We start from the raw sequence: 25,839 nt of genomic DNA on the forward strand, positions 1-25,839 counted from the left end.
CACAAGTTTAGGCGAGCCGTAATGACACTTTCCAAAGGCAATATCATAAAGCTGATCGAGGTTGACCAAACAAAGGTAGTGCTCTCTGATTGGCTGAACCCCCGGGAGGCGGCTCCTGGAGATATCGCGGAGGTGGAAGCGATTTCGATGGATGAGGCTGGATGTATCGTTCGCTTGCTGTGCGAGTCACATGCAGGATCTCTCGAATGGAGAGCTTCATATTTTGAGGCTGGATTGACCTATGAGGTGCTTCATAGCTAGCCCAATGATGTCCGCTGTTGAATGTCTGTTCAGGGCCGATTTCCACCTATCGCCACAGTCAGCTTGGGGTCGTTTGCGGCCTGTCGCGATGGGCAGAAAACGACCCAGGCTGTGTGAAAACGCGCTAAATGCGTCGAAAACAGTGAGTCGCGAGGGTTGCCTGTGGAATCAGTGGGCGGAAGTGCGAATTACCTTAGTCAGCTACATAGACGTTCGTAATGCCGTTTGGGCCGCGTCAGCGGCCCAAACGGCTACTCACCGGCGAGCAAGCGGCTGGATTCACGCCCTGATCGCCTCAAGCAGTCCTGCGACGCCGAAGATGCTCATCATTCGTTTGAGGTTGTAGGCGAGCACGTGAAGGCTCATTTCGGTACTTACCCGCGGAAGTGTTTTGGTCAGGAAGTGGGTGGCTCCCATCCAATATTTGAGCGTTCCAAAAGGATGCTCAACGGTCTGTCGACGAACCCTCATCATCGCTGGATCATGTTCTAGCCGAACCTGCATCGCGTCGACTACCGCCTCATGTTCCCAGCGCTTCACCCGGCGCTCCTTACCCGTCGTACATTGCTTTTGCATTGAGCAGGACTGGCAGCCCGAGAAGTAGTAACAATGCAATAACATGCCGTCTTCCATCGACGAATGCCGCCTGGTTAGAAACTGTCCCGCAGGGCATCGATACTCGTCCGACGCAATCAGATAAATGAAATCCTGCTTGCCGAATCTGCCTTCGGCTTTGCTGCCAGATGTGAGGGGTTTCGGTACGTAGGTAGTGATGCCGGCTTGCTCGCAAGCAAGGATTTCCAGACCTTTGTAATAGCCTCGGTCGGCCACCACTGTCAGCGATTCAGCCTCGATTTCTTCACGCGCCTGGTTCGCCATATTGCTCAGTTGCCCACGATCATTACCCACTTTGGTCACCTCATGGGCAATGATCAGATGGTGTTTGTCATCGACAGCTGTTTGTACGTTGTAGCCAACGGTTCCGGTGCCTCGGCCGCTCGTGGCCATTGAGCGTGCATCTGGGTCTGTGAGGGAGATCTGCTGGTCTAGACTTTCGTGGAGCTGCGCCTCGATTTCCTTGAGTTTCTGCATCTGCTTTTTCAGTGTTTCTATCTTTTCTTTAAGCCGCTCTGCTTTGGCCTCGGCCACTTCGGGCGTGGCCCGATCCGCCGAATCCATCGCCGCCAGATAGCGATCAATGCTCTGCTCAATCTGCTGCATGCGTGCCTTCACCTTGCCCTGAGTGAAGTTGCGGTCGCGACTATTGACGGCTTTGAATTTGCTGCCGTCGATGGCGATGATCGACTGAGAGAAGAGATTGAGGTTGCGGCAAAGAACTACGAACTGGCGGCATACGCTGCGAATGGCTTTGCCGTTGTCTTTGCGAAAGTCGGCAATGGTTTTGAAGTCCGGAGCCAAACGCCCCGTTAGCCACATCAACTCGACGTTGCGCTCGGCCTCACGCTCAAGTCGGCGGCTGGACTGAATCCGATTGAGATAGCCGTAGATATAGATCTTCAGCAACACCGCTGGGTGGTAGGCCGGACGACCCGTTGCGGCAGGATCGACGCCCCCAAAACCAAGTGCGCCCAGGTCGAGTTCATCGACGAAAACGTCGACCACTCGGACTGAGTTTTCTTCGGCTACGTAATCGTCCAGACACTCCGGCAGCAAGGTGACTTGCGTCCGAGCCTCACCTTCAATAAATCGCTTCATGATCGCCCCCGCTACGATCTCGACGAAAGAAGTTTAGACAAGCCAAGACCATTTCACCCTGTCTGGTTTGAAAGCGCCTCCTGGTGGAGGCGCCTTAAAGATCACAGACTCCGAGTCATTCCTGAGGCCAGCACCAACCGGTCAAGTCCGATGCCGAACCCAGCTCCTTCTCGATAGGCACCGCCGCCGACAACTTGTTGTTGTGCGCCCAATACGGGACAACGCACCTCGAAGCCATTCCCCTCAAGGTAATAACTTAGTCCACGCTTCACTGCGAGACTGAGTTCATATTCCAGTCCCAGCGAATCAAGAAAGCCAGTGCAAATTGTTTGGCTACGCGCCAAAGCCTGTGCTGGTGTGGGACTAAGAATTTCGAGTCCCAGTTGAGTGAATTCGCGATAACGACCAGCTTGGGGTCGTTCATACCGGTAACATCGCGCCACATAGAAAAACATCGCTTCTTCTCGTGACCCGAGAAGCACATCGTTGCGCTCCTGAAAGAGCGCGGTTGCTTCTGGGATGAGGCAACAAGGACGTCCGGCCTTGTCATTGAAGGCCCACATTTGTCCGATAATTTCACTCCCGCCGGTTTTCTCAATAAAAGTGTCCTGGCCCCATAGCGCAGGAACTATGGCCTCTTCAGCCCCGGCATTGATGAAGATAGCTCCGAAAACGGCCTTCTATCTCACGCATGATTGCAGCTTCTTTCCCAGTCACTATTCGAGTTCCACGAAGCATAGTCATTTTCATAATCTCCAAATTACAGGCAATAAAAAAGGCGCCATTGGCGCCTTGGTTTGGTTCACTGAGTGGTCAGAATCGATGTTTCGAACTCTGATTAATCGATGAGCGTACGCAACCGCGGCACCCTGAGCGAGGTCCGTGATGATGATGGCGATTGCTTGGAATAAATTGAGTCATAGCGAATCCTTGCACAAAAGCGGGAGCGCCTACAAGCCACCGCATTTTTTGACAAACCGGCGACGCGTCCCACCGAAGCCGTTTTCACACAGCCTGGGCCGATAGCTGCCGTCCACAAATGACTGCTTTCGGCCATAGGGAGTATGACGGGACTCCAGTAGAGCGGTCTGTAGGGCGCGGACGAAATCGCTAGGGTGCGGCGTCGTCTTGGCATCGCCCACGCCGTAGCCACGGGTGAACAATCAGGCTTGAAAATCGCAGCGTTCGATGTGGCCACCTGCGGTGTCGTGAACGTCCGTAAAAGGGCGGATTTCCAAAAGTCGAGACAGCGAAGTCAGCCAGACGGCAACAATGTGATCCTGCTTTTTTTGTTAGATCTGAGTCTGTTTTTAACGGGGCGACGCTCTATAGACTGTATATCCGACGCACAAGTGGACAGTGATCGGCCCGCTACTGTTTCTGGCTCTCTGAAGACCGGACGAATCGAGAGTCTTCAGGAATCACCATGAATCCTCGTCCAAGTTTTCAGAGCAAGACCTTCCACCAATCGCAACGTGACATTCTCGGCATGATTGCGACCGATCAGCATCTGGGCGATGTACTCTGCGCCATCTGCCAGATGCTCGACACACAGACTCCCGAAACCTACTGCTCTATCTTGCTGGCGGATGCCGAGGGCAAACACTTGCTTAACGGCGCGGCACCCGGCCTGCCGACCGAGTACAGCGAGGCGATAGATGGCATGGCCATTGGTCCGCAGGAAGGGACCTGCGGCACCGCGGCGTTCCGGCGCGAGCTTGTGGTCACTGAAGACATCGCCCGGGACCCGAACTGGGACCGTTTCCGCAGCTTGGCGCTGGGGCATAACCTGCATTCCTGCTGGTCTGTCCCCTTGCTCTCCCATCAAGGAACGGTGTTGGGGACATTTGCCCTGTACCAAAAGAGCATCCATGCGCCGGACGAGGCGCAGATTCAACAACTGGTTTTTGCCGCGCAACTGGCCGTCATTGCGATCCGTCATGAGCGTGACGGTCGGCGATTGGAGGAGAGCGAACAACGTTTTCGTTCATTGTTCACCTATAACCCCAACCCGGTGTTCGCCCTCGATCTGGCCGGCAACATCCAGAGCGTCAATCCTGCAGGCCTGAAGCTGAAACCGCACACGGCCGTCAATTTCATTGGTCATCACTTTTCCCATCTGGTTCTCGATGAGGATCTGCAACGGGTTAGTCAGCATTTTTGCGCAGCCCGTGCCGGAGCGCCTCAGCGCTTCGAGGCACAGCTTCGCGACGAAAGTGAGCAACTGTTGACCATGGATATCTCCAACCTGCCCATCATGGTCAACGGAGAAATCGTCGGAGTATTCGGCATTGCCCGGGATATCAGCGCGCAGAAACATTTCGAACGCGAATTGAGCTTCAACGCCAGCCATGACCGGCTTACCGGTTTGCTTAACCGTGTTTCGCTTGAAGAGCGACTGGTTCTGGATTGCCACATCAGTCGTCGGCGTAATCGGCGGCTCGCGGTGATGTGCATTGATCTGGATGGATTCAAATCCATCAACGATTCGATCGGGCATTTCTTTGGCGATCAGGTGCTGATCGAAGTGGCGCAACGTATGACCCAGCAAGTTCGTCCCGGTGACACCATCGTGCGCATGGGCGGTGACGAATTCATTGTGCTCCTGCCTGACCTGCTGCGTGACGAGGACGTTGTACCCGTAGCCGAGCGCCTGATGGCGAGCATTGCCAGACCCTACTGCATCCAGGGTATTGACCTGCATGTGAGTGCAAGCGTCGGCATCACCCTGAGCGATGGTTACATCGAGCAGCCGATGCAACTGATTCAGCAGGCGGACATGGCCATGTACAAAGCCAAGCAGGAAGGGCGCAACAACTTTCAGTGGTACACCAGCGACCTCAATCAACGTTTTTGCGAGCACGCGAGCCTGCGCAATGACTTGCAAAAGGCTATCGAAACTCAATCCTTCCAGCTGCATTATCAACCGCAGATAGACGCACGCACGGGGCAGGTGGTCGGGATCGAAGCCTTGCTGCGCTGGGAGCATCCGGAAAAGGGATTTATCTCACCAGCGGTGTTTGTAACAGTGGCTGAAGACAGTGGTCAGATCATCCCGCTGAGCCTTTGGGTACTCGATACGGCCTGCGCGCAGTTGCGTCAACTGGGCGAGCAGGGCATCACAGGCATCTCGATGGCCGTGAATATTTCGCCGATGCATTTCCAGCGTGGGCAGTTCGTCGAGTGTATACAGGCAGTGCTAAACAGGTACGAACTTAGCGCCGGGCAGTTGGAACTGGAGATTACCGAGTCGCTCCTGTTGCATAACGTTGAGCAGGCGATCGACACGTTGCACCAGCTCAAGGCTCTAGGTGTACGCATTGCGCTCGATGATTTCGGCACCGGTTATTCCAGCCTCAGCTACCTCAAGCGCTTACCCATCGACAAAATCAAGATTGACCGTTCTTTCATCCGGGATATCGCTTCCGACCATCACGATGCCGCGATCACCCAAGGCATTATTTCCATGGCCCATCACCTCAGCCTGACGGTGGTCGCCGAAGGTGTGGAAACCAAGTCTCAAGTGGACTTTCTCAAGGGCGGTCGCTGCGATGTTTTTCAGGGGTATTACTTTGCTAAACCGATGCCCTATGCTGACCTCGAAGCCTTCCTAAGCCTTCGCGCGTCCCGGTCCCTGACGCCCGATCTTGTCTATTCCGAAGTTTGAAAAGGCGAATCTTCAGATTCGAACGAGTCCGGTTGCCCTGAACCACACTTCAGTTGCCACTTAGGTCCTGGAGCGTTCCTGTTGAGCGCTTCAGATCTTTTGCCGGGTCCAGAAGCGTTTGGGAAACTGAGCGCTTTAGACCCAAGCTCTGCTCAACACGCCTGGCCGTGGACGCATTAAGCGCGTGACTGTTGTTGGCACTGGAGGGTACCGAAAATTCGTTCAGCTACTACGGCAAGCGTCATCAACGACTATAGTCATTGGTGAGCCAGAGCGAATCTGACCATTCCCCTGCCAACCTGGCCTAATCCAATTCCGCGATTACACGGCGGATCTTCTTGTGTTCCTTGATGCGGAACGTGAACGTTTCGCTGCCGAAATCACTCAGGCTCAGGCTGAGATCGAGGCAGCGTTGTCTTTTTTTGAACCCCTTGATGGTGGATGAAGTTATCCCGCCAGGCACGTCGCATCCCACTGAGCACGTCCCAACCACCCATCTATCAAGGTTCAAGCAATGAACACTTTAGAGTTCGATGATGCACAAAAAACCAATGGCGACCTGGTTCAGGGTCCGCTGCCGGCCGGTACTGTCGCGCCCGACTTCACTCTTCACGCAACCCCTGATCAACAGTTGTCGCTGCGTGAGCTAAAGGGAAACCCCGTGATACTGGCGTTTTATCCCGCTGACTGGACTTCGGTGTGTGGTGACCAACTGACCTTGTACAACCAGTTGCTACCCACATTCAGAGAATACGGTGCGGCGCTACTGGGTATCTCGGTTGACAGCGCCTGGTGTCATCAGGCCTTTGCCAAAGATCGGAATTTTCACTTCAGCCTGCTGGCCGATTTCGAGCCCAAAGGGGCGGTGGCACGACAGTATGGAGCGTACGAATCCCAGCTCGGAGTTTGTAAGAGGGCACTGTTCGTGATTGACAAGGAGGGGGTGGTCGCCTGGAGCTACGTCTCACCAATGGCAATCAACCCTGGGGCGGACGGCATTCTGGATGCGCTGGATGCTCTGGCGAATTCGCCACAAAGCACGCCAATCAAAAATTAACAGGTGATTACATGGCCACTCTCAAAGTCCCGGTAAGTGCCAACGACCATCGTCAGGGAAGTGCGCATGCCAAGGTCACCTTGGTGGAATTTGGCGACTATGAATGTCCCTATTGCGGTGAAGCGTATTGGATGGTCAAGAATCTGCAGCAGCATTTTCGCGATGATTTGCTGTTCGTGTTCCGTAACTTTCCTCTGACCACCGCTCACCCGCATGCGCTGGGTGCAGCGGTCACCGCGGAGTATGCCGGGAGTCGAGGGTTCTTCTGGGAGGCTCACGACGAATTGTATGAAAATCAGGATCGATTGGGTCTGCCGCTGTATCGCGCCATTGTTCTAAAGCACGGCCTTTCCAGCGAAGAACTTGACGTTGCCGTGCGAGAGGACACTTACCTCCCCAAAATACAATCCGACTTCAATGGCGGTGTACGCAGCGGCGTGAACGGTACTCCGGCGTTTTACTTTGACGGGCTTCGCTATGACGGGGTCCCAGAGTTCAACGAGATGAGTCAGATGATTGAGCTTCTGTTAGTGCGCGGACGAAATCGCTAGATAGTCAAATCGGCCTGGCATCACCCACATCAGAGCCGAGGGCAAACCAGCGTTAGCTTCCTTCTACAGTAAAGAGGTGGACACGGAGCCGGCAACTAATGAAATCTTTGAAGTATTATGAAGAAAATCGACATGCCACATGGTTGGAGTTGTTTTTTGACCTGACTTTCGTTGTTACGATAGGCCAGGTTACGCACACTCTCGGACATGTTCATGAAGGCCACTTTGAACATAAGCAACTATGGACATTCTTACTGCTTTTTGTACCGTTGTGGTGGATCTGGTCCAGTCACACGATTTACTCCAACAGGTTTGATACAGACAGCAATCTTCACCGTTTGGCAACATTATTCATAATGCTCCTGCTCATTGTGCTGTCGGCACGGATCGGGGAAGACCTGGAAGTGAACTACCCGCTTATTATTGCCTGCTATTTTGGTATACGTGCGATCATCAGTGTTATGTACATTTCGTCCATTAGTAAACTCGATTCTCGCGGCGAACTTTCCTCAAGGCTTGGCTTCGCCCTATTAGTTAGCGCAGTTATTAGCCTTTCATCCGTTATTTTTGACCCGCCCTTGCGTTACCTTGTTGCTTATATTGGGATTGTTCTTGATATTCTGTTTCCTGTATTTTTCTGGACTAAACTAAAACCGTTGCCAGCACACACAGAACACTTGGTTGAGCGCATAGGCCTACTCACCCTAATCTTATTGGGGGAGTCAATTATTAGCCTTTCCGGAGGCTTATCTAACATTCAATGGGGTTATTATAATGTGATGGCGGCCATCACCGGATTTATCATGATTTGCAGTATCTGGTGGATCTATTTTGATAGTTTTTACCTATTGAACAAACATCAAAGCAGTATGAATGGGCACGCCTTAATCTACTCGCACCTTTTTCTTTTTATGGGGCTAGCACTTCTGGCAAATTTGATTAGGCATGCGATCCTGAACGACATTGCGATACGCGATTTTCAGATTATGTCGATCACCGGCATGGCCTTGTTTTTCCTAGGTAAGCAATATGGCTATTTCATAGCCGTGAGTAGAATAAGGAAATACATACTGCAAAACACCTTGATCGTGTTTTCTTTAGGTGGGTTAGTTATATTTCTACCGCGTGTCGAGTACATATTGGTCGGCCTGACAATAACCATGATCTGTTATGTTCTCCTGAATTTCAGATATCGTTGAGTCTTTATTATCAGGCCACAGCTCGGGAAAAGTGATCAAGCGGCTGGTCTGCGGCTTGCGCGCTGCCCACTACGTCATTCTCAGTGTCCGAGCGACATGCGACGCTACCCTTGGTCTCTTTGGGTTTGTAATCCTGGTGTCGTCGACCATAGTTAATAGTCGGATGCCCCTTTTAGCTATTGCGACCAGATAGCACCAGCCGCATCGTTACAACAGGAGCCACGTCATGGTCAAAGTAGCGTTGTTCGTTCGTCTGGAAGCAAAACCTGGGAAAGAGAAAGAGGTGGAGCGCTTTCTCTTGAGCGGCCTTCCTTTAGTGGAGGAGGAGCCAGCCACTACAGCCTGGTTTGGAATCCGCTTGGGGCCGTCTACCTTTGGCATCTTTGACGCATTCCCGGATGAAGCGGGCCGGCAGGCTCATCTTTCGGGCAAGGTCGCGGCGGCGCTTATGGCAAACGCTGCCGAGCTGTTTGCCGAACCGCCATCAATCGAGAAGGTTGACGTCCTTGCGGCCAAGGTACCCGGCTAAGCAAACCCAATAGGAAGCTCCAGTCAGTACTGGGAGGCCCACGATGTATTTTGTGAAAATCAGGATAGCCTGGGCCTGCTGCTGTTCCGGGCGGTGATCAATCAAAACACCTGTATTGAAGATAAATGTCATGGCTAAAGTGCCGTGTCCAGGATTCATGCCATGCTCGCGCGCTCGGTATAAGTGAAAGGATACGCGCGCAAATCGTGTCCATGGACGGCGTGGAAGCCGCACAGAATCTGCAAGGCAATGTGCTCATCACGGGTTTAGGCTGGGTAGGGTAGATTGCTTGCCGGGCACCGGTCGCTCATGGCGCGAAGATCTCCATCATTGATGTAGATCCGGAGGTCATCCGCGCCGTAACACTTTATGGTTTCGTCAAGTGAGCATTCGTCGGCGTAGCAGTGACCGATGTTCAATGCGCTGCCGGACGCGGCTGCACTCCGAACTGCGCAACGATGTGCGTACCCAATTCCTCGATAACCTCCGCCGCAGGGCGCTTGCCATATTTGAGATTGAGAATGACGTGGTCCACGCCGATTTCCTCAAGCGACTCCAGCAAAAACCGTAGATGGTAACGTCCCAGTCTGAAACCCAAATGGATACGTGTGGGTGGCGTGGACGGATTCTCATCGAGATCGATGTACAGCGACTGAGTAAAGGGCTTATACACAGAACCACATTGTTTCGTGACCTCCAGTCGCCAATCTTCCACGACCAGCCGCTGCATGTTCGGAATGCGTGGATAGTTGATCCATCCGTTGCTCTCACGCGCGATCCAATCCAGTGACTGGCGACTGTTGCCGGTCACGAGCATTGGAATGAATTGGGTGGTAGGTTTCGGAATCAGGTCTGCGCCTTGCATTTCACCAGTGCTCCAGTGGATGGGCTCAAAACTGGTACTGTGGGCACGGCGAATCACTTCGTAGTGTTCTCGAAAGATCTCTCCACGCCTTTCGGGATCGACGCCAAACGCCGAAAACTCCACTGGCCGATCTCCCGAAGCAACCCCCAGAATCAAGCGACCAGTGCTCAACTGATCGACGCTGGCTGACGCCTTGGCCGTGTGCAGGGGATGGTGCAGCGGGATGGCGATGGAGGCGGTGCCAAGTGCAATCTCCGAGGTATGGGCGGCCATATAACCCAGGTAAACCCAGGGGTCGAAGACTTGGCCGACATCCCCGAAGCCAGGGTCGCGAAGCGGCACGTCGCGAAACCAGAGCGCGCAGAAGCCCAGCGCCTCGGCTTGTTTAGCCAGTGTGACCTGGTTGAGCATGCTCGGAGTGTCCCCGTCGAAGGCCTCCATGGGAAAGAACAATCCAAGGCTCAAATGCCCCTGAGTGAAGGTTCGGCTGAACCCTCGATGCTGCTGGTAAGGAATCGTGCTCGGCCGATACATACGGATTGACCTCATGGCAGAACGTGAACAGCGCCCCCGTTTCCTGAGGTGCTGCGGCATCGGTCGCGTTTGAACGGCAGGTGGGGGGACTGGGTCTGGCTTTTACCCGTTGCGCCGTACTGCTGGTCGTGTGGACCGGACTCAGGGGCCAGTTGCTGGCGATAGGCGAGGGTTGGCCCGGGTGGGTGTTAAGCGGACGGTCAAAGGAAGTCAGATCTCTCGGCTCTATACCACCAGATGGGCAAGGCGTTCGAGGAATCATTCTATAAGCGTAGGCGGTTTTGCAGCTCTCCGCCATATTCTTACAATCGAGCCGCTTCCGGGCGAAAGTTGCGTATCGAAGACAGTTATCGGTCGTTTCCTACCATTCCAGAACGGCCGCTATTGGCCGAGAGCTGTCAGTCATAGCTGCTCCATGTTGACAGAGCTTCCGAAGAAAATTTTGACTAGGCTCTAGAACAATATTTTCAGGCAGAAAAAGTTCAAATATGCCCCCAGTTTTGCCCCCGGTTGCATCAGGTTTGCGAGCGATCGCGAGTGGCGATTCCTGACAGAGACCAAGATGGATTCGGATGGATTTCAGATCTTGCCGCCCAGGCAATTGGCGTCCATGACCGCTAGCTTGAAGTGCCCGGTAATGTGTTCATGCAATTGGAGATGGCCTTCGATCAGTTTTGTCACGCGTTGCGCAGGCGTCAATCTTCGCGTTTTGATCAGGTCAACGTGCGACAACAACGCGTGATACAGCTCCATCAGCCATTCAAATAGCATTGCCTCTTTGCTCTGTACATGTTGATAAATCGCTCTCGGGCTAATTCCAACGTGCGCCGCCAGTTCAAGCATGCTGACCGGGCTGAAACTGCGCTCCTTGAACACCTCCAGCGCCCGGCGCTGGAACTCCGAGCGGCTCAGCACGCCAGCCTCCACCGCCGGGTCATGTGGCGAGTACCTGCTGCTTGGCGATTTCCTGGTTGCGCAGGATGAATCGCTGCAACTTGCCGCTGGGGGTCTTGGGCAGTTGCTCGACGAATTCGATTTCCCGGGGGTACGCATGTGCGGCCAGGCGCTGTCGGACATGCAGGCGCAGCACCTCAGCCAACTCGGCGCTGGGCAGGTACTCACGGTTCAACACGATAAACGCCATGATCAGCTCCGTACGTTGCGGGTCGGGTTTGCCGATGACGGCAGCCTCAACCACGGCCGGGTGTTCGATGAGAGCACTCTCCACATCAAACGGCCCGACGCGATAGCCCGAGGTGGTGATCACGTCGTCGTTGCGGCCGACGAAGCTGATACTGCCGTCGTCATTGAGCTCAACGATATCGCCGCTCAAGTAATAACGGCCGACAAACGCCTGGGTCGGCATGCCGAAGTATCCACTGAACCAGCACAGGGGCGAGCGCTCGCGGTCCACCGCCAACACGCCAGGCTGGCCGGCCGGCAGTTCCCGGTGCTGATGATCGAGCACGACAATTCGATGGCCCGGCATCGCGTAACCGGCCGAGCCCTCACGAACAGGGTGCTGCAACCCATGGTGATTGCACAGCACCATGCCGATTTCGGTCTGACCGTAATGATCATGGATGACCACGCCGGCTTGTTCGGCAAACCAACGGATGACTTGTGGGTTGAGCGGCTCGCCGGCGCTGCTGACCACACGCAACTGACCTCGCGCCGCGCCGGCGAACTCCGCGCCCGCCGCGATCAGCAAGCGATAGGCCGTAGGCGAGCCGGCCAGGTTGCTGATCGCGTATTTTTTGATGATCCGGCAGGTGGTGTCCACCGAGAAAGCGCCGTCATAGAACAGCGTGGCGTGGCCGCACGCCAACGGGCCGGTGACCGCGTAATACAGGCCATAGGCCCAACCCGGGTCGGCCAGGTTCCAGAAACGGTCGTCTTCGCGCAGATCGATCGCTTCACGCATGTAGCCCTTGAAGGCCAGGAGGGCGCTCAAGGGCACCTCCAGCGGCTTGGCCGGCCCCGTGGTTCCGGAGGTGCACATCAGCAAAAACGGTGCACCGGCGTCCAGCAATTGCGGTGTGCATTGCGTCGGGTACTGATCCAGCGTACGCCAGAAGTCGTAATCGCTCGGATGCGCCGGGGCACCGTCGGCCACGATGATGGGCGGGCAGTCGCTGACATCATCCAGCTTGGGGCGGTTGAGGGCATCGGTCACGATCCAGCGTGCCTTCGAGCAACCCAACCGCTGCTCAATGGCCTTGGGACCGAAGGCGGTAAAGAGCGGCTGGTAGACCGCGCCGATACGCCAGGTCCCCAGAATGACGATCAACAATTCAACCGTGCGCGGCATCAGGCCCGCGACACGATCTCCCGGTTGGACGCCTTGCTCGCGCAGGAAATTGCCGAAGCGCGCCGCGTGGTCCTGTAGTTCGCGGAAGGTGTGGCGCGTGGCGCGGTCATCCCGCGTTTCGCAATACAACGCGACGGCATCGCCCTCGGCGTGCCGGTCGCAACATTCGATACAGGCATTCAAGGCATTCAGCTCGCCGTGCAAATCCCGGGCGGCCAATTGTAGAAAGTCGAAAGAGTTCACTGCTGAGGTGTAATCGCGCATAACGCACCCGATTGTTATTGTTGGAATAGGTTGTGTGTCCACGCCTGCCGCGTGGGATGTTCATCTGATCAGTTGTGCATCATCTCGGCCGCTTGCTGGGTTGCCTGGCTGGTACGGGTGGCGAGTTTGCGCACTTCATCGGCGACCACCGCAAACCCGCGCCCGGCATCGCCGGCGCGCGCCGCCTCGATGGCGGCGTTCAACGCCAGCAGGTTGGTCTGGCTGGCAATGCCCTGGATGGTGGCGACAATCTGCGTGAGCTTGTTGAGGGTGTCCTGCATCACCCGATGCTGTTGTGCCTGCGCCTCGCGCATCGTGCTTTCTTCATGGCGGGCGTGGATATCGGTGATCGCGCCGACCACCCGCTGCGGGGAGCCGTCCTGCGCACGGCGGGTTTGCCCGCGGCCACGAAACCAGCGGTAAGTGCCGTTCTGGTGTTTCAGGCGATAGTCAACGTCGAAAGGGGTCTTGCCGCTACGGTCTTCAACATGGGCGACAAACGCCGCAATGGCCCGCGCGCTGTCCTCGGGGTGCAGGCGCGAGGTCCAGCTTTCCAGGGTGTTGGGGAACTCCTCGACGGTGTTGCAGCCCAGCAGCCGGCGCATTTGTGACGACCACCAGATGGTGTTCTTCGGGTTCGCCGGGTCGCCGGCCACCACCTCGATATCCCACAGCCCGTCATGCAGCATCTCCCGAGATATATCGAAGCGGGTGGCCGCCAACTCAAGGGCCTCGTGATGCTGGTACTGCTCGTGGATATCACGCACGCTGCCGCCAATGGCCAGTGCCATGCCTTGTGCGTCACGTCGCGCTACACCGCTGACCCGGCACCAGCGATAGTCGCCGTCGCCGACAGGCTTCATGCGCACGTCCAACGCAAACGGCGTGCGCCCACTGCGATCGGCCAGATGCCGGGTGAGCGCATCCAGATGCACTGGCTGGTCTGCCGGGTGCAACTGGTCGCTCCATCGGCTCAGTTGATCAACCCCCTGGACCTGGATCGACGTCGGTCCCGCCCACTGCATGGCAGAGGTCGGCGCGGGGGCTGGGGTGCCCTGCAGTTCCAGTGCCCAGAACAGTTCATCCGCGCCTTGGCTGACCAGGTCCCAGTACGCCTCATGTTGGCGCGTCTGTTGGTTACGATCGGCCAGGTGTGCTTCCAATTGGGCGACTTGCGCAGCCAGCGCACGTGCCTGGGCCTTCAGGGTTTGCCGCTCCTGCAGCAGGTGGTCGACGCCGGTCAGCAGGCGGCGCAGTAATGGATTATTCGACGACACGGGCGCGCTGGCCTGGTCAGGTTGCTCCAACCTGTCGGCGAGCGGCGCCAAGACCCAGCGGGCGGTGCGGCTGAAAAAAAGCATAAACACCTCTAGCTCGGTTAAATGGAAGCCGTCGGGCTGGCCGACAAGGCACGGGTGTCAAAGGCCGTCGCCCCCGGCAGGGCGGGCCAGGCCGCCGGGCCCGCGGCGATTTCCTCGGGGCTGAGCAGGCAATGGTCGAGTTCGCGCTGCAACGCCTGTGTATCGAGGTCCTGGCCGATAAAGACCAGCTCCTGCCGACAGTCGCCGACCACGCCGTCCCACTTGGCCATGATGCCTTGCAAGCGGTATTCGTCCTTTGGCCATTGCGACGGCGCTATGAAGCTCCACCAATGCCCCACATAGTCCCACTGGAATTGCTTGCCGCTGTGCACCAGCAAGCCGGTTTCCAGGTGTCGGCTGGCAAGCCAGAAGTAACCTTTGCTGCGCAACAGGCGCCCGTTGCTCCAGGGGCGCTTGAGAAAGTCGAGCAAGCGCTGGGGGTGAAACGGTGCGCGCTCGCGGTACACCCAGGAGGTCACACCGTAGGTGTCCGACTCGGACGCCGTTGCGCTGTCAGGCTCCAGCTTGCGCATCCAGCCCGGCGCTGCCGCAAGGCTGGGTAGATCGAACAGACGGGTATCGAGGATGCTGGCCAACCTGACGTTGCCCTGGGTCATCGGCAGGATCCGTGCGGTCGGGTTGAGGCCCGCAAGGATCGCCCGCACAGCCTGATAGGCCGGCTCGTCGATCAGGTCCAGTTTGTTGACGAGGATCACGTTGGCGTACTCCACCTGCTCAATCAGCAGGTCCGCCAGCGGGCGTCTGGGCGCGTCTACCTGGGCATCGTCGCGGGCGACGCTGTCCGGTGACTCCAGCAATGCTTGAAAACAGCTGCCGTCGACCAAAGTCACCAAGGTATCGAGCCGCGCCAGTTCGCTGAGGCTGAAGCCCTCGGCGTCAAGGAAGGCGAACGTCTCCGCGACCGGCATCGGCTCCGAGATCCCGGTGGATTCGATAAGCAGGTAGTCGAAGCGCTGTTGACGCGCCAGCGCGCTGATCTGTTCGAGCAGATCGGCGCGCAGCGTGCAGCAGATACAGCCATTGCTCATCTCGATCAACTCATCGCGGCCACGGTGCAGCGATACATCGCGCTGCACCTCTGCGGCATCGATGTTGATCTCGCTCATGTCGTTGACGATGACCGCGACTCTCAGGCCCTCGCGATTGCGCAGGATGTGGTTGAGCAGGGTGGTCTTGCCGGCGCCGAGGAAGCCGGAAAGCACGGTCACCGGCAGTCGGCCCGCCTGGGCGCCGTCCATCACACGTTCACCGCTGGACGGCCCTCGGCCGGGTCCAGGTAGCTTTCGAACAGGTCGACCACCACGAAACCTTCATCTGCCGCGTCGCCCCACAGGTCTTTGCTGTGGAACTCGACGTGGTAGGTCGGCTGATGCGCCGCGCTGGTATCGCCGTGACCGATGGCATCCGGGAAAGGCCATTTTTCCGAGGTGCGATGCAACACCACGCCCTGCTTGCCGCGTACGTAGGCCGGCATGCGGATATGTCCCGCCACATATTCGTCGCGCACCACCACCCGATCGCCGACCTCAAACGGTGCTCGCCCGGTGATCGCGGCACGGCCTTCAGCATGTGCCGGGTTCGCCAGCTTGAAGTGGCTACCCAGCGCCTGGTCCAGCTCGGCCTGGGTGAGCACGCCGGTTTCGACCAGCAGGGTAGCGGTCGCGATGACATAGCGTTCGTAGTATTGGGTGCCGACATGTTGGCGAACATCCAGGCGTTCGACAGCGTGACGCACTTCGTCCACGCTGAACTTCTTCAGCTGATCGACACCGATAAACATCAAGCTGTAGGCCAGGTGCTCCCAGTCCTGCTTGAAGACCTTCTTATAGTCCAGGCTATTGATGGTGTGAGGGACTTTGCCAAAGCCTTGGAAACCGCCGAGATCGTGGAAACCATCCATAATTGAAACTCCGGTAATTGAACGATGGGGCGTTGCTTGTCTCAATCAACGCGGGGCAGGGCGACGCCGATCAGCACGTCTTTGGTCACTAGGGCCTGAAGCTGCTCCTCGCTCATGTGCTCGGTGCCTTCAGGCCGTACCGGCAGCACCAGGTAGCGGCTTTCGGCGCTGGTGTCCCAGACCTTGACCACCATGTCGTTCGGCAGCTCGGTGCCCAGCTCGCGCAGGACGGTGCGGCCCTCTCGGACCAGGCGCGCGCGGAACTCGAAGCCCTTGTACCACTCCGGCGGCAGGCCGAGCACAGGCCAGTTGGTGCATGAACACAGGCTGCAGACAATCACGTTTTTCAGCTGGGGCGTGTCTTCCAGGGCGACGATGTATTCGCCCTGCGGGCCGGTGTAGCCAAACTGGGCGCAGGCGGCGGTGCCGTCCTTGAGCAACAGCGCCCGGAACTGCGGATCGACCCAGGCCTTGGCGACCACGCGGGCGCCGTTTTCCGGGCTCCAGCCGTGCTCCATCAATTGCGTGAGCTGCTCGACGTAACCCTGTGGGATGAGCTCCTTGCTCTTGAGGACTTGAAACAATGCCCAGGCTCTTTCGCCGGGTGTCGAGGTGCTCGCAGAAGTGGGCGTAGATGGACTCATTGAGGTATCTCCTATCAGTCAACGCGGTTGTGGAGTGATTGAAACGTGCCGGTCGTTCTTATTGTTTTGCAGGGTTGAAACTTAGAGCGTGCGCCAGTCCACCGCGGCTTCGAACGCCGCCGCCGCCTGGTAGATCGTGCCTTCAGCGTAGTGCCTGGCGATCAGCATCAAGCCGACGGGCATGCCGTCCACCGAGCCGCACGGAATCGACATGGCGGGATGTCCGGTGATGTCCTGAGGCGCGGTGTTGCCGATCATTTCCAGGGCACGCGCCACGTATTCGGTGATCGAGCAGTGCGCTGGCGGGTGCGGTTGGGCCGTGATGGGGGTGGTCGGCATCACCAGCAGGTCATAGGAGTGCAATGCCTTGTCATAGCCTTGCCGGGCAAAGCGCGCCAGGTTCTGGGCCTTGGCGTAGTAACGCCCGTGGTAGTGCGTCAGGCCGTATTGGCCGACGAACATGCAGAGCTTGAGAGACGCGGACAATTGGTCGGCCTGTTCGCGCCAGCCGGCTTGTTTGTCCAGCAGGCCGATGTCGTACAGGCCTTTCCAGTTAAAACCGGCGCCGTTGCCATGCATCATCTGCATGGTCAGACCTTCGCAGCCGATGGGGTGCCACAGCGATCCCGCCAGGTTGTGTTCGGGAATGGACACCGGCTCGACCTGCGCGCCCAAGGCCTCGAGATGGGCGATGGCCTCGCGCACCTTGTCCGCCACGCGTGGGTCTTGATTGGCCAGCGCGAACCCTTCCTGCACGACGCCGATTCTGAGCCCGCTCACGCCCCGCCCCAGGTAGCTGCCATAGTCATCGACCTGCGGCTCTGCCTGGCGTGGGTCGAGGCCATCGGAACCGGCCATGGCCTGCAGCATCAACGCGTTGTCGCGCACGTTGGCGGTAATCGGGCCGACGTGATCGATGGTCGCTTCAATCGCCATGATGCCGGTGTAGGGCACCAGGCCATGGGTTGGCTTCATTCCGTAGGTTCCGCAGAAAGCCGACGGGATGCGGATGGAGCCACCTTGGTCGCCGCCTACGGCGATGTCCACCTCGCCGGCGGCGACCAGGGCAGCGCTGCCCGATGAGGAACCGCCAGCGGCGTAACCGTGACGATGAGGGTTGTGCACTGGGGCTGGGTCAGAGGTGTGGCTGCCCCCCGAGAGGCAGTAGTGCTCGCAGGTGGCTTTGCCTAGGATGGTCGCGCCGGCATCGAGCAAACGCGTGACCACGGTGGCGTCGAACGAAGGGACAAACCCCTCCAGTGGCGCGGCGCCGTTCATCATCGGGACGCCGGCCAGGGCGATGTTGTCTTTGAGAGCGACGGTCTTGCCCGCCAGCGTGCCTGAACTGGCGCCCATCACTTCCGTCTTGTAGTACCAGGCGTTGAGCGTGTTTTCAGTGTGCGAGGGGCGATAGCCCGCGCTGCGCTCGTAGCGCACCAGCGGTGTGAAATCGGGCAGATCATCGACCAGGTCGTACGCATCGAAACTGGGTTGCATGAGCGCCAGATATTCGCTGGCTTGTTCGCGTGTCAGCTGTATGTGCAGGCTGGTGGCGAGGTCCTGCAGTTGTTCGACAGTCGGGCGGATGATGGCCATGAGACGTCCTGTTTCCTGAAGTGGGCTGGCAAATGTCTGTGCACATGTCTCGCGGCGAGGTCCTGCAAAGGTGTCCGCGTGACTGGGATCTGTGACTAAGCTATCTCTGGTGATCGAACGGCGCTTGGTTGAGCAAGACAGCCATTTGGTTGAAAGGGACGGGTGTGTCCCGTGAGCTTCAGCTGCCAGGGCGAACCCCGGCAGCAGGGCGTATGCCCTGAAGATCCAAACGGCTTATTTCTGGGGTTCAGGCGTTGCGTCTTGCGCAGATGACTTCTCGTGTTTGGGCCAGATAACGCCGACGCTTTTCATGCCCTTGGCGGGGTCCATTTCAGGGTGGGCGAGTACGACGTCCCGATAGGAGGGGCTACCTATCACCGCCGGCTTGAACTTGATGAGAAAGTCATTGACCTCTTTGCGCAGGTTCGCCGCCAGGTCGTAGTCGTTGTAGCACTCCTCGAGACAATCGAGCACGGCTTGCCAGTGCACCTCGGTAAGCCCCATGCCCCGATGTGCGGTGACCATATCCCGCCCCCGGTATTTGGCGCTTCCGCCCCAGTGCTCAGAGAGGAAATCGACAAAATTGATGTGTTCTTTCTGGAACGTTGATTCGGACATATGGGCCCAGATGTGCCCGATGGCAGGGTGGCCCATTGTTTTTCTCAAGACGGCGCCGGCGAACTGATAGATAACGTCGTAGCCCCCGAGTCGCGTGTAGAGGGAGGGCTGTTGTTCCAGGGCGGGTTGTTGGTCGGTCATGTGTGATTTCTCCGTTTCAGTGGGGACAATCTCATTGGCTACGGCTGACGGGTACACGTTAGATCTGCTCTCGCGCACACGCTTGGCTGGTGAGGACAACCGTTTGATCCAGGCGGACAGGGGTCAGAAAACCCGTGCGTAACGCAGGTTCATGCGAAAGTTTTCCTTTGGCCCGTTCTCCACGGACAGGTCGCGGCCCAGTTGCAGCTGAAGCTGGTCCTTGGCGGTGACGAACTTGGTGGCGGTGACGCGAAAGTTGGTGGTCTGCATCTTGTCGTCCTGGTTGACACCCGCGACCTGGGTTTCACCGCCCCAGTTGTGGCCAAAGCCAATGGCCAGCGCGGTGGTCGGGTCAGGCATGTAGCGGCCCATCAACTGGGTTTCGTAGGAAACGTCCTGCTCCCTGCGGGCGGAGTTGGCGCCGAAGTCGTTGTTGTCGCCATACCAAATGGCATCGCCTACGAGGTCGACGGCCCACTTTTCCGAGAAGTGCTTGATGTAGGCCGCCTGGAGGTCAACCTTCCAGCGGTTCTCGCCCAGGTTGAGCGCGTCGTTCTTATCGTAGTTGCCGCTAGGCACGTAGAGGTAAGCAGTGGCGCCGAGGACGTCTTTGGCATCGTTTAGCGTGTATTTGAGCGGCGCGGTGAGAATGAGGTCGCCCACGCCACTGGTGTTGCCCAAGGCGGAAGCGTCACCGCCGCTTGAGACATGGCCGAAGGGCAACAGGAGTTGTGGCGAGACGGTGAGTCGCTCGCTTAGCTGGTAGACGTGCAGCAGTCGCAGAATGCCGACGTCGGAAGTCAGGTCGAAATCGGAACTGATTTTGTGGCCTTGGGCGTAGGCACTCTTCGTGGTGGAGTGCTGGTAGTAGAGCAGGCCAAGCGTTGCATCAGCGGGTAACTGCTCGTAGTCGCCAGGGGCTACCTCGACAGCGTGGGCGCAAAGGCTGGGGAGGAGGGCTGCAAGCGACAGGTAACGAAACTGTTTCATGGTCGAGGATCCTTTTTGCGGGCAAAAAGAGCCCCGCTATCGCCAGTCAGGCAAAGCGCAGGGCTAAAAGTGGAGTCAGGGCTGGCGTCAGGCGGGCGATACTTGCGCGTCGCGCAACATGCCGGTCTGCGGGTGGCAGTTGATGTACCCGAAGATCTGGCTCTTGGCGTCCGATACCGATACTTCGTGGTACAGCCGCAACTTCTTCAAGCCCGCGGCCACGCGAAAGAAGGTCACGAAAATACGCAGGTGGGTCGGGTGGGATTCGGCCCAGCGTTCGAGTTTCTCCACCGAGCGCCAGTGACCGATGTTGTAGCTGACGTCGAGAAAGTTGCCGTCCAGGTCGATATTGCGCACGAACCGGTTGCTGTAGCAGCCCAGCGGTTGGCCGTTGTCTCGCAGGAAGTCCATGCCGTCCTGCAAGGTCGGCAGGATTTCGTCGAGGTACAGCGAGCGCTCTTCAGCCTCGGCATCCGCCCAGTCCTGGCCGGAACGGATCAGCGTGAGGTTGTCATGCCCCAGCACCACCACGCGCCCACCTTTGGCCGGGTCACCGGCGATCACTTGCAGCTCGCTCGTCGGCTTCATCCAGTCCGTCTGCGAGATGGGGAAGCGGTCGCGCATCGAGCCCCAATAACCGTGCTCTTCGATTTCGCCGCTGATGCGATCCATGACCGCGCCGACACCGGGTAGGTTGTCCTGGAAGGCGTACAGCGTCTCGAATTGCTCGGCGCGTGGTGCGCTGATCTCGCGAAAATAGCCAAGGCCGTCGTTGAGCCTGTCCTCTGATGCCCACCAGGCGTTGACCGGCGCCGAGCGCAGCCAGCGGCAGTGAGCCGCCGGGTCTTTCCAGTAGCCGACCACAATCAGGTTATCGAAGCCGCTGTTGTCGGTGTGGTGGGTCAAGTCATGAGTCTGCGGGCCATCGGCCAGGCTGAAACTTTCGACGATATGACGCATCGCCTGCAGCGCGGCTGCGCGCTGCGCTTCGCCGCGATACTGCACGCCGAAGTAAGCCATCACCACCTGTTCCAAATGCTCGTCGGCGCGTGCCACCCACATTGCAAAGGGCGGCTGGTACTCATCGGGCACGCGGCGAGACAGGGTGCGCGGGCATTTGAGATGTGTGTCGATTGCAGATTCCATGTTGAGCTCCTCGTTATTTTGGTTCAGGCCTACGGTTGGGCATCAGTACTTGGGCGGCTGGCCGCGCTTGGCGGCCTGTCGTCGGTGCAGCAGCTTCATCGCCCCCCACTCGATCAACCAATACGCCGACTCTTCAGGCACGAGGTCGCGCCTCTGCAGGAGCCAGGAGGTGTCAGCCAAGGGGGGTGAACAGGGTCGATGCATGGCGAGCCTCATCAGCGGGGGTTGAGTTGCTGTGAGGTGGAAATTAGGCGTGACGACGAGCAGCCGCTTGGTTCGTCGAGACAACCGTTTGGTTGGAAAAGACAGCGTAAGCAGGCGCGCGCGGGCATGATCGAGGTTGGTGCACCACCGCTGTAAACACACGGGGCCGTGCCTCTTAATGGGTAGGGCGAGGTCGTCACCCGGCATACGGGCGAGGGGAGACAATGTCGGTGACAGACGCGTGTCGATCACTCACCTGCGCCCGTGAAGGCGCCTGGCCTGTTAATTGCTAGCGCTGAAAAGCCGGTAACACCTTTTCCAGCTCTTACTGCATTGCTGTACCGAGGTCAGTGTCATGAATCCAAGTACTCAGTATTCGACCCTCGCTGTCGCCGCACCCCGTCGCTTTGAATACTGGAAAGAAGTGGTCTGTCGCCATTGCCTGGCGGCCGACAGCAAACCCCTGTCCCAGAGCAGTTTCGATGGCGCGCTCGCGGTCAATGCGTTAGGCGCTCTGGACATCTGTTCGCTGTCATCGCCACTGCATTACTGGGAGCGTTCCGAGCAGCATCTGCGCAGCGGTCCGGCCGACGATTTATGGTTGGGGTTTGCCCGAAACGGTCATGGCCAGATTGAACAGGGCGGCAGGAAAGCCAGCCTGGCAACCGGTAATTTGTTTCTTTATGACGCAACGCAAGCGTTCCGATTCAGCCTCGGTGGTACCGAAAACCACCTGGTGCGCATCCCGCGAGCCCTGCTCAGTGAACGCCTGCCGCGTATTGCGGATTACACCGCGATGGTCCTCGATGATCGACGGCCTGGCGTGATCCCCTTGCGTGAAATGCTGCGCCACGCGGCCAATACGCCTGCTGCATTCCAGGATGAAGGCATCTCCAGTCGTTATTCAGAGGCGTTGCTCGACCTGCTGGTGATCAGCCTGGAACTTCAGGACCTGAAGGCCGTTCACCAGGAGCTGGACCTCTACGGCCGCATCATGCAGTACATCCAACGCCATCTGGCCGAGCCGGACCTGTCGATCGAGGTCATCGCCCAAGCCCACAATGTGTCTACCCGCACCGTTACGCGTGCCTTTGCGCGCTACCAGAAAACCCCTGCGGCAGAGATCTGGAGAGAACGGCTGAATGCCAGCCGGGAAGCGATCGAGCGTGGCCAGGTGCGCAGTGTCTCGCAGGCCGCGCTGGACTTCGGGTTTTCTGACTTCTCGCATTTCAGCCATGCGTTTCGCAAGGCGTTTGGTGTGGCGCCGAATACGCTTTTACGGCGCAATTGAAACTACCGGGTTTATAAAGTCGACGTGAAGATGGGCGTTCATGGGGATGGGCATGCCGAAGTACCCGAAATGTAATTCTCCTTCCTTCTCACATTCTTCATTGCCGGTTCTGCCCTGGCTTGCTGGATGCCGTCGGTACCCTTTTCCGCAGGCGCATGCATGCTGCTGCGGCTACCTTGGCCTCTATTCTGCTCAGTCTAGGATCCGACGCAGTACTTGGCAGGCCATTGGGGGCATCCTTTTCAAACTATCCATGCATACCCTCGGATATGCCCCTGGTGTGGCAATCCACTGGAAGTGAATGGAGCTCCATGGTTTGTGGAAAGGCAGAAATGATCAGATAAACAGCCTGCCCGGCTACGCCTAAAGACTCTCAGGGTCGCCAAAAAACATCTGAATCCGCGACCGCAACCACCGCTCTCCCGGGTCGTTATCCTGCGACCCGCGCCACGCCATATGCAGTTCAAACGAACGCACCGGCAACGGCGGATCCTCCGCCCGCAATCCACCCGCCGACGTCAATGCCTCTGCCGCATAATCCGGCACGGTCGCCAGGATGTCAGTACCCGCCAACAACGTCCCCAGCCCGTTGAACTGCGGCACCGCCAAGACCACGTGACGTTTGCGGTCGAGCTTCTCCAGTTCTTCGTCAATAAACCCACTCAGGTCGCCGGCAAACGACACCAGCGCGTGGGGGCGCGAGCAGAAGTCGTCCAGGCTCAAGGAGCCTGGCACGCTGTCGGCACGCAGCAGTTTCGGCAGGCTGCGGCGCAGCACTTTGCGCTTGGCGTTGGCCGGGAGGTCGGCGGTGTAGCTGACGCCGATGGAGATTTCGCCGGAGGCCAGCAGGCCCGGCATCAGGATATAGTTGACGCGGCGCACCACCAGCACGATGCCGGGGGCTTCGGCGCGCAGGCGTTTGAGCAGTTGGGGCAGCAGGGCGAATTCAACGTCGTCGGACAGGCCGATGCGGAATACCGCCGTGCTGGTGGCCGGGTCGAACTCGGCGGCACGGCTGACGGCGGTGGAAATCGAGTCCAGGGCCGGGGAGAGCAGGGCGAAGATTTCCACCGCCCGGGCCGACGGCTCCATGCTGCGACCGGTGCGCACAAACAGCGGATCATCAAACAGCCCACGCAGGCGTGACAACGCCGCACTGATGGCCGGCTGGCCAAGGAACAGTTTCTCGGCAGCGCGGGTCACGCTGCGCTCATGCATCAAGGTTTCGAATACGATCAAGAGGTTAAGGTCGACACGACGCAGGTCGTTACGGTTCATCTTGTGTCCTGGAAGAGTCAGCAAACTTGACGAGAGCGGCCACATGTAAACAATGACCGGCATGAATCTTACGGGGAAAGGCTGTTACTCTGCACAGGAAAATTGAGTTTTCCTACGATACTTGAGGTCTATTCCGCAGATGCGGAATCAATGATAGGCATGTTGACTATTAATGGCGACCGGTGGTCTTACCCGGAAAGCCCAGATAGAGTTCATGGCATTAGAGGTTACTTTGACGAGGTTTGCGATGTCCCGCACGATCCGTTTTCACAAGTTTGGTCCGGCCGAGGTGCTCAAATGCGAAGAGCATGCAGCCGCGCAGCCCGCACCGGGCGAAGTGCAGGTGCGTGTCGAAGCGATCGGCATCAGCTGGTATGACATTCTGTGGCGCCAGAACCTGGCGTCTTCCCACGCACGCTTGCCGTCCGGCCTTGGCCATGAGATGGCCGGGGTGGTGGTCGCCGTCGGCGACGGCGTGGATGATTTGGCCGTGGGCGACAAAGTCGCCAGCTTTCCGGCGGAAAGCCCCAATGATTACCCGGTGTATGGCGAGCAGATCGTCCTGCCCCGTTCGGCCTTGACCCGCTATCCGGATGTCTTGAGCCCGATCGAAGCCAGTGTGCACTACACGCCGCTGTTGATTGCGTATTTTGCTTATGTGGATCTGGCCCGGGTCAAGCCTGGGCAGTTTGCCCTGGTGACGGATGCCAGTCATTGTGCCGGCCCGTCCTTTGTGCAACTGGGCAAGGCCCTGGGTGTGCGGGTGATTGCCGCGACCAAGGACAGCGCGGAGCGTGAGTACCTGTTGTCCCTTGGTGCGGAAAAGGTCATCGTCACCGAAGAGCAGGACCTGCTCATGCAAATCAACAAATTCACCGACAACCGCGGTGTCGACGTGGTGTTCGATGGCTTGGGCGGCCCGCAGATGTCGTTGCTCGGCGATGTGCTGGCACCGCGTGGCAGCCTGGTGCTGTATGGCTTGCAAGGCGGTAACCAGACGCCATTCCCGGCGTGTGCGGCGTTCCAGAAGAACATTCAGTTCTTTGTGCACTGCATTGGTAACTTCACCGGCAAACCCGAACTGGGCATCATCCAGGACCAGGTGGCCTTGCAGCGCGCCTTGCGGGATATCAACCAACTGACCGCCGACCGCGTGTTGGTGCCGCTGAAGACCACGGTGTTTCCCTTCAGCCAGTTCGTGGAAGCGCACCGCTACATGGACGAATGCCCGTGCCGCGAACGCGTTGCGTTGCAGGTTGAAGCTGTTTAGGGCGTAGGAAGATTCTTAAACCAGCCTTCCTACCACCCGCCGCATGAGGCAAATGCGCCATTTGACAAGGCTGAACCTGCACAGCCCGTCAGGTATCCAGCTGGCGCTTTAGCCCATGAATCCGGCCTTTCTCTTTGACGCCGCCCTGAAATCCAGCGCGGCGTCTTTGTGTGCGTGTAATTAAAGCAGGCGCTGGTGATTTATCTGCACTGGTTTTCGGCCGGGTTCTGTATCTATTAATCATTATTCCAGCGCTGATAATTGCGCCTTCACATTCATCTCAAGGACTGAGCAATGATTGAATATCAAACACTGCAATCGCGAGTGCCCCAGGCAACAATCGCAGCATTCGTGTGGAAACAGGGAAGTCGTTATATCCATGACGATCCACAATCCAATAAATGGGAAAGTGGGTCATTTAATGT

19 protein-coding genes and 4 pseudogenes are annotated in these 25,839 nt (G+C 57.9%); 8 read left to right on the plus strand and 15 right to left on the minus strand.

The genetic code is table 11. The annotated features are described in order from the left end of the window. Positions 1 to 540: 540 nt before the first annotated feature. Entirely contained in the window at positions 541 to 1,977 is a 1,437-nt protein-coding gene (locus BLR69_RS05510; RefSeq protein WP_071495708.1) for an IS1182 family transposase, read from the minus strand. 101 nt (positions 1,978 to 2,078) lie between these two features. Further along, positions 2,079 to 2,639, minus strand: coding sequence for an ATP phosphoribosyltransferase regulatory subunit (locus tag BLR69_RS05515; protein ID WP_076955250.1), 561 nt, complete (start codon positions 2,637 to 2,639; stop codon positions 2,079 to 2,081). A gap of 764 nt (positions 2,640 to 3,403) precedes the next feature. On the opposite strand from BLR69_RS05515, the gene BLR69_RS05520 reads away from it, so the two are divergent. From BLR69_RS05520 to BLR69_RS31075, 6 genes and pseudogenes are all read left to right on the plus strand, one after another. Continuing rightward, positions 3,404 to 5,644: a putative bifunctional diguanylate cyclase/phosphodiesterase gene (locus BLR69_RS05520; RefSeq protein ID WP_071495706.1), complete on the plus strand. Its 2,241-nt coding sequence runs from the start codon at positions 3,404 to 3,406 to the stop codon at positions 5,642 to 5,644. Between the two features lie 514 nt (positions 5,645 to 6,158). Then, positions 6,159 to 6,701, plus strand: a complete 543-nt coding sequence (locus BLR69_RS05525) for a redoxin domain-containing protein (protein WP_071495705.1) — start codon at positions 6,159 to 6,161, stop codon at positions 6,699 to 6,701. 11 nt (positions 6,702 to 6,712) lie between these two features. Next, positions 6,713 to 7,252, plus strand: a complete 540-nt coding sequence (locus BLR69_RS05530; protein ID WP_071495704.1) for a DsbA family protein — start codon at positions 6,713 to 6,715, stop codon at positions 7,250 to 7,252. Positions 7,253 to 7,350: 98 nt separating this feature from the next. Then, positions 7,351 to 8,451: a low temperature requirement protein A gene (locus BLR69_RS05535; RefSeq protein ID WP_071495703.1), complete on the plus strand. Its 1,101-nt coding sequence runs from the start codon at positions 7,351 to 7,353 to the stop codon at positions 8,449 to 8,451. Positions 8,452 to 8,677: 226 nt separating this feature from the next. After that, complete coding sequence (locus BLR69_RS05540; RefSeq protein WP_071495702.1) at positions 8,678 to 8,980, plus strand: putative quinol monooxygenase; 303 nt, start codon at positions 8,678 to 8,680, stop codon at positions 8,978 to 8,980. Positions 8,981 to 9,174: 194 nt separating this feature from the next. Beyond that, positions 9,175 to 9,357, plus strand: a pseudogene (locus tag BLR69_RS31075) (monovalent cation:proton antiporter-2 (CPA2) family protein); the annotation flags it as partial. 38 nt (positions 9,358 to 9,395) lie between these two features. On the opposite strand, the gene BLR69_RS05550 reads toward BLR69_RS31075, so the two are convergent. The 12 genes and pseudogenes from BLR69_RS05550 to oxdA form a co-directional block, all read right to left on the minus strand. Continuing rightward, entirely contained in the window at positions 9,396 to 10,379 is a 984-nt protein-coding gene (locus BLR69_RS05550) for an LLM class oxidoreductase (RefSeq protein ID WP_071495701.1), read from the minus strand. A gap of 591 nt (positions 10,380 to 10,970) precedes the next feature. Beyond that, a pseudogene (locus BLR69_RS05555) lies at positions 10,971 to 11,291 on the minus strand (TetR/AcrR family transcriptional regulator); the annotation flags it as partial. A 22-nt stretch (positions 11,292 to 11,313) separates the two neighbouring features. Further along, positions 11,314 to 12,954 (minus strand): AMP-binding protein, encoded by a 1,641-nt coding sequence (locus BLR69_RS05560; RefSeq protein ID WP_071495700.1) that lies wholly within the window; start codon positions 12,952 to 12,954, stop codon positions 11,314 to 11,316. Between the two features lie 77 nt (positions 12,955 to 13,031). Next, positions 13,032 to 13,316: pseudogene (locus tag BLR69_RS31470) on the minus strand (methyl-accepting chemotaxis protein); the annotation flags it as partial. Next, positions 13,317 to 14,315: pseudogene (locus BLR69_RS31300) on the minus strand (PAS domain-containing protein); the annotation flags it as partial. 17 nt (positions 14,316 to 14,332) lie between these two features. Continuing rightward, positions 14,333 to 15,577 (minus strand): GTP-binding protein, encoded by a 1,245-nt coding sequence (locus BLR69_RS05570; RefSeq protein WP_134434913.1) that lies wholly within the window; start codon positions 15,575 to 15,577, stop codon positions 14,333 to 14,335. Further along, positions 15,574 to 16,236, minus strand: coding sequence for a nitrile hydratase subunit beta (gene nthB, locus BLR69_RS05575; RefSeq protein WP_058426056.1), 663 nt, complete (start codon positions 16,234 to 16,236; stop codon positions 15,574 to 15,576). Before nthB ends, BLR69_RS05570 begins: the two co-directional genes overlap by 4 nt. A gap of 41 nt (positions 16,237 to 16,277) precedes the next feature. Then, positions 16,278 to 16,880: a nitrile hydratase subunit alpha gene (gene nthA, locus BLR69_RS05580; RefSeq protein ID WP_071495697.1), complete on the minus strand. Its 603-nt coding sequence runs from the start codon at positions 16,878 to 16,880 to the stop codon at positions 16,278 to 16,280. An 81-nt stretch (positions 16,881 to 16,961) separates the two neighbouring features. Beyond that, positions 16,962 to 18,476, minus strand: a complete 1,515-nt coding sequence (locus BLR69_RS05585) for an amidase (protein ID WP_071495696.1) — start codon at positions 18,474 to 18,476, stop codon at positions 16,962 to 16,964. A gap of 234 nt (positions 18,477 to 18,710) precedes the next feature. After that, positions 18,711 to 19,235: a group I truncated hemoglobin gene (locus tag BLR69_RS05590; RefSeq protein WP_058426053.1), complete on the minus strand. Its 525-nt coding sequence runs from the start codon at positions 19,233 to 19,235 to the stop codon at positions 18,711 to 18,713. Between the two features lie 123 nt (positions 19,236 to 19,358). Further along, positions 19,359 to 20,225, minus strand: coding sequence for a transporter (locus BLR69_RS05595; protein WP_071495695.1), 867 nt, complete (start codon positions 20,223 to 20,225; stop codon positions 19,359 to 19,361). Between the two features lie 87 nt (positions 20,226 to 20,312). Beyond that, positions 20,313 to 21,371, minus strand: a complete 1,059-nt coding sequence (oxdA, locus tag BLR69_RS05600) for an aliphatic aldoxime dehydratase (RefSeq protein WP_071495694.1) — start codon at positions 21,369 to 21,371, stop codon at positions 20,313 to 20,315. Positions 21,372 to 21,930: 559 nt separating this feature from the next. Between oxdA and BLR69_RS05605 the strand changes: the two genes are divergently transcribed. After that, positions 21,931 to 22,866 (plus strand): AraC-like ligand-binding domain-containing protein, encoded by a 936-nt coding sequence (locus BLR69_RS05605; protein WP_071495693.1) that lies wholly within the window; start codon positions 21,931 to 21,933, stop codon positions 22,864 to 22,866. A gap of 363 nt (positions 22,867 to 23,229) precedes the next feature. On the opposite strand, the gene BLR69_RS05610 is transcribed toward BLR69_RS05605, so the two are convergent. Continuing rightward, complete coding sequence (locus BLR69_RS05610) at positions 23,230 to 24,144, minus strand: LysR substrate-binding domain-containing protein (RefSeq protein ID WP_003230110.1); 915 nt, start codon at positions 24,142 to 24,144, stop codon at positions 23,230 to 23,232. A gap of 247 nt (positions 24,145 to 24,391) precedes the next feature. Here BLR69_RS05610 and BLR69_RS05615 point away from each other — a divergent pair, with 247 nt between their 5' ends. Then, positions 24,392 to 25,414, plus strand: coding sequence for a zinc-dependent alcohol dehydrogenase family protein (locus BLR69_RS05615; RefSeq protein ID WP_071495692.1), 1,023 nt, complete (start codon positions 24,392 to 24,394; stop codon positions 25,412 to 25,414). Positions 25,415 to 25,839 lie beyond the last annotated feature (425 nt).

Origin of the sequence: Pseudomonas azotoformans (assembly GCF_900103345.1) — a bacterium.
In the GTDB taxonomy this organism is placed as follows: Bacteria; Pseudomonadota; Gammaproteobacteria; order Pseudomonadales; family Pseudomonadaceae; genus Aquipseudomonas; species Aquipseudomonas azotoformans.